Raw genomic sequence first — 8,210 nt, 5'->3', positions numbered from 1 at the left:
AACTATAGTCTTGTGCCTGCCAAAGTACACATATCGACAGTACAAGGCACATTAACCCTGCCAGAAAATCTCTATTGGTGAGTACTCTCATCCTTCTTTTCTCTTTTCTTGGGCAACGAGAGTCCTGCTCCAAAGAGCAGGATTCTATTTTTATATTAATAGCTAACAATTATTGTTTAATATCAGACCCAGCAATAAATGCAGTTAACTCTGCCATTTGTTCGGTCATCCATTCCTGTAACTGAGCAGATGTTTCAGAAGGTCGAGCCTGGCCGCCTTGTTGGGCAATTTTTGCTTGTAACTCTTCAGTCGCCAGTATATCCGCAAGCTCTTTCTGAAGGCGTTCAACTACTTCTGGTGGACTGCCTGCCGTTACCAAAATACCTTGATAGGTTCCATCAAGCTCACCCGGAAGTCCTAGCTCACGAAACGTTGGCGTATCAGGGAGCTCCTCTAACCGCTCTTCTCCAGTTACTGCTAGCGCACTCATTTGATCATTTAAAACAAAAGGAAGGGAAGCTGTTGTACCGTTTAATAACATATCACTTTCACCAGACACTACGGCACGCGTAGCATCAGACCCACCTCGATAAGCAATGACCGTCCAATCAAGCCCTAAATCCTGGATTAATCGCTCGGTAGTAATATGATTGTTGGCTCCTACACCGGATGTTGCGACGGCGATATCACCAGGATTATTGCGAGAATACTCGACCAGATCATCAAAGCTTTCAAAATTATGCTGCTGTGACATGCCTAACACATAAGGCGAATAAGAAACCATCGTTACAGGCGACAAGTCGCTTTCAATATCATAAGCAACATTATCAAGTACGCTGGGCGCAGCGAGTAGTGCCGTCAGATCCGAAAGTAAAAGCGTATGCCCGTTAGGGTTTGCTTTAGCCACATAGTCCGCGCCAATATTCCCCCCTGCCCCCGCCTTATTTTCGACAATGACGGGTTGACCAATGGCTTCGGAGAGTTCTGGCGCAATGTAACGTGCAAGAATATCTGAGGTGCCTCCAGGCGCAAACGGAACAACGATCCTAACAGGCCCTTGGAATTCATTAGCTAAAGCGACATTACCGGCTACGATCAGCGATACAGACGCAGCACCTACAAATAAGCTTTTGATATTTATCATGACATCTGCTCCAGGTTGTTAATTTTGTAGTTATGTTAAATTTCGGTATTAATAGTATGCCGCCTCAAACATCATATGTATTTAATCATACAACCATAACCTAGCGTGGGTTTAATACGTTGAACATACGACTATAGTCCAGACTTAGCCAAATAGTTTGCTCTGCCAACATTCGTACCGGTCAAAGTGATACACGATAATGGCAACAGGAACAGGAACAGAAACAGAAACAGAAACAGGAACAGGAACAGGAACAGGAACAGGAACAGGAACAGGAACAGGAACAGGAACAGAAAGTTTTGCTACTCTACACAAATTGTGCAAAGCCACTAATTATAACTTGATGAAATACACCAAGTAAGCTGCAAATTAAAAGCAAAACCACGCTGATTAATAAGCAGCAAACTTGGAAACATCAACTATCTTTTATACAAGCAAGAAAATTATAGTTAACCAAAGCGTAAGAGAAACTTCTAATCGTCTAACATACTAGACTTACCGTTCATTTAACGAACCAATGCTGGGCGTTTAGGATCAAACTTCCAATCAGGAACAAGGAACTGCATAGCCATGGCGTCATTTCGTTGCGTTACATCCAGGGTTTTATAAAGGCGATGTGCTTCCATAAGCTTATCGTCATCCAATTCAATTCCTAAGCCAGGTGTGGTAGGAACCTTAATTTTTCCATCTCGAATTAAAAACGGATTTTTCGTAATACGCTGCCCATCCTGCCAGATCCAGTGGGTATCAATCGCCGTAATCTCTCCAGGGCAGGCGGCCGCAACATGCGTCATCATCGCAAGTGAAATATCAAAATGGTTATTGCTGTGCGAACCCCAAGTCATACCCCACTCGTTGCATAATTCGCCAACCATGACCGCTCCTTGCATGGTCCAGAAATGGCAATCAGCAAGCGGAATATCCACAGCATTAAGCTGTACGGCGTACTGCAATTGCTTAAAGTCGGTCGCAATCATGTTTGTTGCTGTGGGCAGGCCTGTACGCTTCTTGAACTCAGCCATGGTTTCACGACCTGAGTAGCTTTCTTCCTGGCCGCAAGGATCTTCTGCATAGCTAAGCAGGTGCTTGATCGGGTCCAGAACACGCACCGCCTCATCAAGCTTCCATGCGCCGTTGGGATCCAGCGTCAAACGCGCCTCCGGGAAGGCTTCATAAAGGGCGCGAATGCAGTCAGCTTCTTCTTCACCGCGCAGCACACCGCCTTTAAGTTTGAAATCCTTGAATCCGTAACGCTCAAAGGCAGCCTTAGCCAAGCTCGCCACGGCGTCAGGCGTTAGCGCTTCCTGATAGCGAACTTCATCCCACGCATCTTTAGGGTCTGATGTTTGAGGATATGGGAGATCGGTTTTGCCAGGATCTCCAAGTAAAAACAAATAACCTAAAGCCTCTACCTCATCGCGCTGACGGCCATATTGCCCTAACAAATCGGCGACAGGCAGCTGCAACGTTTGGCCATAAAGGTCTAACAATGCGGACTCGATACCCGTAATAACGTGAACAGCGACTCGTAGATCAAACGTCTGGCGGCCGCGCTCTTCACGGCCATTTTTGGCCAATGCCAAGCGCGCATTATTGAGAGTTTGTTTGATATTGTTGATGCGTGACCCTTCAACGATATCCCGGCACTGCTCCAAGCCCTTAAGAATACCGGCACTAGAAGGAATTTCACCTACCCCTTTATTACCGGCGTCATCTTCAAGAATGACAACGCAACGGATAAACCATGGTGCATGGCCGCCGCTCAAGTTGAGCAAGAACCCATCGTAGCCAGCAACAGGAACGACGCTCATGGATTTAATTCTCGGGAACATAACTCACTAACCTCTTGTACTATTAGTCCAGCCAGGATGTCTTTTCCACACTCATGTCACAGGTGCAGGATTAAATAACACTAGATCGTTATGGATACCCAATCGATCAGCAGCGGCTTGCTTGCGCCCACTCGCCACATCGAGAATCAGATGAAAAAGCTCCCATCCAACGTCTTCAATGCTGGCATCACCCGTGGCGATGCGACCGGCGTCCAAATCGATAATGTCGTGCCAACGTCTTCCTAACTGTGAATTAGTGGAGACCTTTAGCACCGGCACCATTGCCAAACCATAGGGCGTTCCACGGCCTGTGGTGAACACCTGCAGGTTCATGCCTGCCGCCAATTGCAGAGTCCCGCAAATAAAGTCGCTCGCCGGTGTAGCTGCAAAGGTGAGCCCTTTACGCCGTAAGCGCTCACCAGGACCAATCACATCCACAATGGGCGAGTTACCCGACTTAATCACCGAGCCAAGCGCCTTTTCAACGACATTACTTAACCCGCCTTTCTTGTTGCCAGGCGAGGGGTTGGCACTACGATCAGCCTGTCCTTGAGAGAGGTAATCATCATACCAAGCCATCTGTTCAATCAGCGCTTTTCCCACTTCCTTGTTAATAGCTCGCGGCGTTAGCAGGTGGATGGCATCGCGCACTTCCGTGACTTCAGAGAACATCACGCTACCGCCGGCTCTTACGATCAGATCAGTAGCAAAGCCGACGGCTGGGTTCGCAGTGACGCCAGAGAAAGCATCACTTCCTCCACACTGCATACCCACCACAAGATCAGATGCAGGGCAGGTCTCACGACTGCGCTTGTTGAGCCGTTCCAAATGGCGCTCGGCCATGGCTAAAATGCCGTCGACCATGTCACCAAACCCTTCAAAGCTCTCATCCTGAAGACTCAGTACGTTGGCTTCCGGATCGGCGGCTTCGCTGTTTTCATAGATTTTGACTGGGCGATCTTCGAGCAGTGTCGAGGGCTGAAGCTTTTCGCAACCCAATCCGATCACCATGATCTCGTTACCGAAGTTGGGGTTCAGCGCAATATTTTTTAGCGTACGAATGGGCACAATCGCCGCCGGTGCGTTGATCGCCACGCCGCAGCCATAGCTATGGTTGAGCCCGACCACATCATCAACATTGGGAAAGCGTGGCAGCAATTCACGCTTGATACGACTGACTACGTAATCCACGGTGCCGGCCACGCACTGAACGCTGGTGGTAATCCCCAGCACGTTCTTGGTGCCCACGCCGCCGTCCAGATTGCGAAACCCTTCGAAGGTATAGCCTTCGAGCGGTTCGGAAGCTGGCGCCTGTCGCGTGGCCAACGAGAGCTCGTCAAGGCCTGGGGCCGTCGGCAAGCGCACATTGGTTTCATTGACGTGGCCGCCACGCTCGATAGCCACCACGGCGGTGCCGATGACCTCGTTATAGCGAATCACTGGGCTATCCTGGGCAATCGCTGTCAATGCCACCTTGTGGCCCTGCGGAATAGGCATCAAGGTAGTACACCCCTCGCTGATACTCACACCTTCAGCCAACCCGCCCTGCTCAATCACAATGGCAACATTATCGTTCGGATGTACTTTAATTACGCGCGAATTAGTCATTGTTTGAGCCATGGTGTTTTCCTGAAACGATGTGCGGGCCCGAGGCTTGGCTTAGCTCCATTTTTTGGCGAGCACGAGACCTGATGCCCATGATGATTGCAAACACCACAGAGGCAGCGATCAAACCCCACAGCACCATGGCAATCGGGCTTTTAGTGAAGAAGACTGAGTAGGTGCCAAAGGACTCAAGGCTTTTTACAAAATATACCTCGGCCTGACTTCCCAGAATAAAGCCGATGATTAGTGGCGCTATTTCAAGGCCGATTTTCTGAATCAAATACCCCAGAACGCCAAAGATAAGCAGAGTCCAAACATCGAACATGATGCCGTAATTAATGGCGTAAGCGCCCACCACGCACATCATCACAATAATGGGATAGAGAATATGTTTGGGCACCATTACCACTTTGGCAATGTACTTGATGGCAAAGAACATCAAAAAGAACATCACGACATTGGCAAGCACCAAAGCCGTCATCATGACGTACCATGTTTCATGATTTTCCGGGATGAACAGAGGCCCGACCTGTATTCCCTGTAGTGTAAAGGCGCCAATCAGTACTGCCGTGGTAGCATCACCTGGAATGCCAAGCGAGAGCAGGGGGATGAGCGCACCACCGGTCAGCGCGTTATTAGCAGACTCCGAGGCGATTAACCCTTGTGGCGCTCCTTTGCCCATCTGAGACGAGTTACGTGCCAGGTTTTTCTCTTGGGTATAGGCGAGAACGGAAGCGGCACTGCCACCCACGCCCGGCAACATCCCCACAAAAGTGCCAATAAAAGAAGAGCGTGTCAGATTAGTCAGGCTGCCCTTAAAGATAGACAGCGAAAACCCACCTTCTTTACCAATTTTAATACGTTGCCCAGCGACATCGCGTTTTACGCCTTTTTCAGCCTCCAGCAAAATGGTGGAAATACCGAAAATGCCGATTAGCACCGGTAGCAGCGAGAAGCCTTCAAACAGGTAAGGTTCCATGAAGTCGAACATCAGCCGCGTATGACCATTACCACCGTCAGAAATGCTGTAATCGCCAATGAGGCTTAGCCAGACGCCAATGACGCCGCTAAATATACCGATCAGCATGCTATTTGAAAGAGAGGCAATAACGCTCAATGCCAGCAAGATAATCAGGAACTTCTCTACATAAGAGAATTTGATCGAAAAATCCGCCAGCAGTGGCGCAAACAGGAACAGTACGGCTGCGCTAATAAGACCGCCAATGACAGAGGCAATGACACAAATGCGCAATGCCTTTTCACCCTCCCCTTTACGCGCCATAGGGTAGCCGTCGAAGGTGGTGGTTATCGAAGAAGGCGTACCGGGGATATTCAGAAGTACCGCTGGTACCATACCGCCTGAAATTCCGCCCACATAGAGGCCCAGCAACAGTGCCAAGCCATGGTTCAACCCCAAAGCATAGGTAAGTGGCAGACAGACAGCGACGGCCATGGTAGCCGTCATGCCTGGGATCGCGCCGAAAATGATACCTACAAGGGTGCCAAATCCAACGAGTAGAAAAAAAGTAAAATCGAGAACTGACAAAAATTCCATGGCGGTACTCGCGTCGGTTATGGCAGTGTGATGGTGAATAGCTTGGCGAGCACAAACCAAGCCAGCGTAGGAGCGACAACAGCATTGATGACGACAATAACGAGGGCTTTTTTCGTCCACTCATGCAGATAAAGTAGCGACATGAGAAGTACAAACGCTATTGAGACAAACAGAAAGCCATAGCCCGTATAGGGGAACAGATCACCGACAACCGCCATCAGATAAAAGTACGCGGCTATCAAAGCAAAGGTGCCGAAGAAACGAAAATTGTCTCTTGATTCACCAATAATGGGTAAAGTGCGCTCTCCTCGCTTAACCGCAGCCATAAAGGGGGCTACCTTGGTTATTAGAATCAAGGCAAACAGCCCACCCAGAATCCAGTGGATAATGGTGGGAAAGAATAAGTGTGAAGTCCCGAAATCTATCGAAACACTAAACAGACCTGACTCCATATTTACTCCAGAAGTATTAACACAGCGTGCGTATAAGTAAGGTATATACGCTTGGCCCCTACCCATGCTCAGCGCATGGATAGGGCGCTAGTAACAAGCTACTAGCGCCCGCCCGTTTAGTTGATGTTGCTGATGATGTCTTCGTAGCGGAACATTTTCTCTTGAAGGTATTCAGAAGCCTCTTCTGAAGGCTTGAAGTCAGGAATAAAGAAGGCATTCAGCTGCGCCTCCTGAATGCTGCCTTCGTCATATATTGCAACAAGCGCCTCATCAATCTGATCTACGATACCTTGGTCCATCTCTTTGTTGTAAATGAAGAAGAACTCTTTATCGAAGGTAAAGTTTTCGTCTTCACCCATGGTGACATTCACATTAGGCTCGACGTATTCAAGAAGTTGCTCGCGGGTCGTCTGGCCAAGCCCCTCTTCCGGCGCCTGCTCGATAGTGCCTTGGCGTGCCGTCAACCATACAAAGCGCATGGCTTTCTGGTCATCTTCGGGTAAACGGGTGTACTGCTCATTGGCCTGGACACTGCCATTAATGACATCGGCTTGACCGTCAAACAGTTGCTGATTTTTATCAGACTGAGAGCCCGTATTAACGGCTACCAGATTGTCTTCCTGTCCCGGGTGCTCAATAGCAATGGCGTTTTTCAATGCACTAAAGCCAATCTCGGAAACACCGCCGGGCTGGATAGCTACGCGCACGGTTTCGCCGTTACCTACCGCCTCGATGATATCGTCGAGTGTCTCATAAGGAGAGTCTTTGGCCACGAGATAGGCGTTACCGGGGTTGATCGCGATAGTCGGCCCAATCGTGTACTTTTCAAAGACATCGTCATAGCCTTGCACGCCATAGAGATGACCAAGATAGGATTGGTCATGAAAAATCATCAGGGTATTGCCCCGAGAATCCCTATCCAGCGTGCGAAACGCTGAGCTTGCGCCTACGGCATCAACCTTCATATTTAAACCGAGGTGCTCGGCTAAACGATCAACTACGATGCTGGCGTTTTGGTAAGTGTCGCCACCAGTAGAAGTAGAGCCAATTACGACGCGGATATTGCCTCGCATCTGGGCCTCTTGTGCCATGGCAATGCCAGAGTGCATGGCTAATGCTGCAATCAAGCCAGCAGAGCCAACGCCCATCATTGTTTTCTTTGATAGCAACATAAATTCACCTTTTGCGTTCATTGTTGATTTTATCGGTTTGAAGATACTTATTCGTTGGCACTATCAAAAAACTGCTCCAACGACTTCTGCCATCGATTCAGCACACCTATCTTTACGAAAACCAAGCATTCTTCACAAACCTGCGAATACAGCCGCATCAACTCATTTCACAAGCTAATAAGTGATTAGTTAAAACCTTGAGAGCAGAGTCGCCTCTCACACATGGCTCTATTACGGCTTATCGTCATACATCATACAAACAAACATTATTGCCAAGTACCGAGTGTCGCAAGGTTTATTGCTTAAATTGAGACCAAAGTTTTAACTACACATAACATAGACTTTTGTCTCAAGAAAAAATAAAAAACTATCAAAACAAACGGTTGAACACAGTGTGCAGTGCAGCAAATATAAGCAGCAAAACTATTAGCCATGCTCCAGAAAATAGTG

The 8,210-nt window shown here is 48.4% G+C and carries 7 protein-coding genes; 1 reads left to right on the top strand and 6 read right to left on the bottom strand.

The features are described from left to right. Window positions 1–169 precede the first annotated feature (169 nt). Entirely contained in the window at window positions 170–1,144 is a 975-nt protein-coding gene (locus tag ACT3T7_RS14570; protein WP_444631422.1) for a Bug family tripartite tricarboxylate transporter substrate binding protein, read from the bottom strand. 199 nt (window positions 1,145–1,343) lie between these two features. Here ACT3T7_RS14570 and ACT3T7_RS14565 point away from each other — a divergent pair, with 199 nt between their 5' ends. Next, window positions 1,344–1,505, top strand: a complete 162-nt coding sequence (locus ACT3T7_RS14565; protein ID WP_444631421.1) for a hypothetical protein — start codon at window positions 1,344–1,346, stop codon at window positions 1,503–1,505. Between the two features lie 145 nt (window positions 1,506–1,650). Here ACT3T7_RS14565 and ACT3T7_RS14560 read toward each other — a convergent pair whose 3' ends face one another. The 5 genes from ACT3T7_RS14560 to ACT3T7_RS14540 all read right to left on the bottom strand — a co-directional run bounded on the left by ACT3T7_RS14560 (window position 1,651) and on the right by ACT3T7_RS14540 (window position 7,760). Then, complete coding sequence (locus tag ACT3T7_RS14560) at window positions 1,651–2,976, bottom strand: enolase C-terminal domain-like protein (protein ID WP_444631420.1); 1,326 nt, start codon at window positions 2,974–2,976, stop codon at window positions 1,651–1,653. 51 nt (window positions 2,977–3,027) lie between these two features. Next, complete coding sequence (garD, locus tag ACT3T7_RS14555) at window positions 3,028–4,596, bottom strand: galactarate dehydratase (RefSeq protein WP_444631419.1); 1,569 nt, start codon at window positions 4,594–4,596, stop codon at window positions 3,028–3,030. Continuing rightward, window positions 4,577–6,136, bottom strand: coding sequence for a tripartite tricarboxylate transporter permease (locus ACT3T7_RS14550; protein WP_172118078.1), 1,560 nt, complete (start codon window positions 6,134–6,136; stop codon window positions 4,577–4,579). The genes garD and ACT3T7_RS14550 overlap by 20 nt, the downstream gene beginning before the upstream one ends. Before the next feature lie 17 nt (window positions 6,137–6,153). Next, window positions 6,154–6,588, bottom strand: coding sequence for a tripartite tricarboxylate transporter TctB family protein (locus ACT3T7_RS14545; protein WP_172118080.1), 435 nt, complete (start codon window positions 6,586–6,588; stop codon window positions 6,154–6,156). 116 nt (window positions 6,589–6,704) lie between these two features. After that, window positions 6,705–7,760, bottom strand: coding sequence for an ABC transporter substrate-binding protein (locus tag ACT3T7_RS14540; protein WP_172118082.1), 1,056 nt, complete (start codon window positions 7,758–7,760; stop codon window positions 6,705–6,707). Between the last annotated feature and the right edge of the window lie 450 nt (window positions 7,761–8,210).

The organism is Halomonas sp. 111 (assembly GCF_052379685.1).
GTDB classification, from domain to species: Bacteria; Pseudomonadota; Gammaproteobacteria; order Pseudomonadales; family Halomonadaceae; genus Vreelandella; species Vreelandella citrativorans.
The sequence above is the reverse complement of the archived record's forward strand: the minus strand, read 5'-3'. Positions and strand labels throughout refer to the sequence as shown.

What these genes read in the sequence shown, in the direction of transcription:
- ACT3T7_RS14570 (WP_444631422.1), bottom strand. Translation starts at nt 1,144, where the DNA reads ATGATAAATATCAAAAGCTTATTTGTAGGTGCTGCGTCTGTATCGCTG.
- ACT3T7_RS14565 (WP_444631421.1), top strand. Translation starts at nt 1,344, where the DNA reads ATGGCAACAGGAACAGGAACAGAAACAGAAACAGAAACAGGAACAGGA.
- ACT3T7_RS14560 (WP_444631420.1), bottom strand. Translation starts at nt 2,976, where the DNA reads ATGTTCCCGAGAATTAAATCCATGAGCGTCGTTCCTGTTGCTGGCTAC.
- garD (WP_444631419.1), bottom strand. Translation starts at nt 4,596, where the DNA reads ATGGCTCAAACAATGACTAATTCGCGCGTAATTAAAGTACATCCGAAC.
- ACT3T7_RS14550 (WP_172118078.1), bottom strand. Translation starts at nt 6,136, where the DNA reads ATGGAATTTTTGTCAGTTCTCGATTTTACTTTTTTTCTACTCGTTGGA.
- ACT3T7_RS14545 (WP_172118080.1), bottom strand. Translation starts at nt 6,588, where the DNA reads ATGGAGTCAGGTCTGTTTAGTGTTTCGATAGATTTCGGGACTTCACAC.
- ACT3T7_RS14540 (WP_172118082.1), bottom strand. Translation starts at nt 7,760, where the DNA reads ATGTTGCTATCAAAGAAAACAATGATGGGCGTTGGCTCTGCTGGCTTG.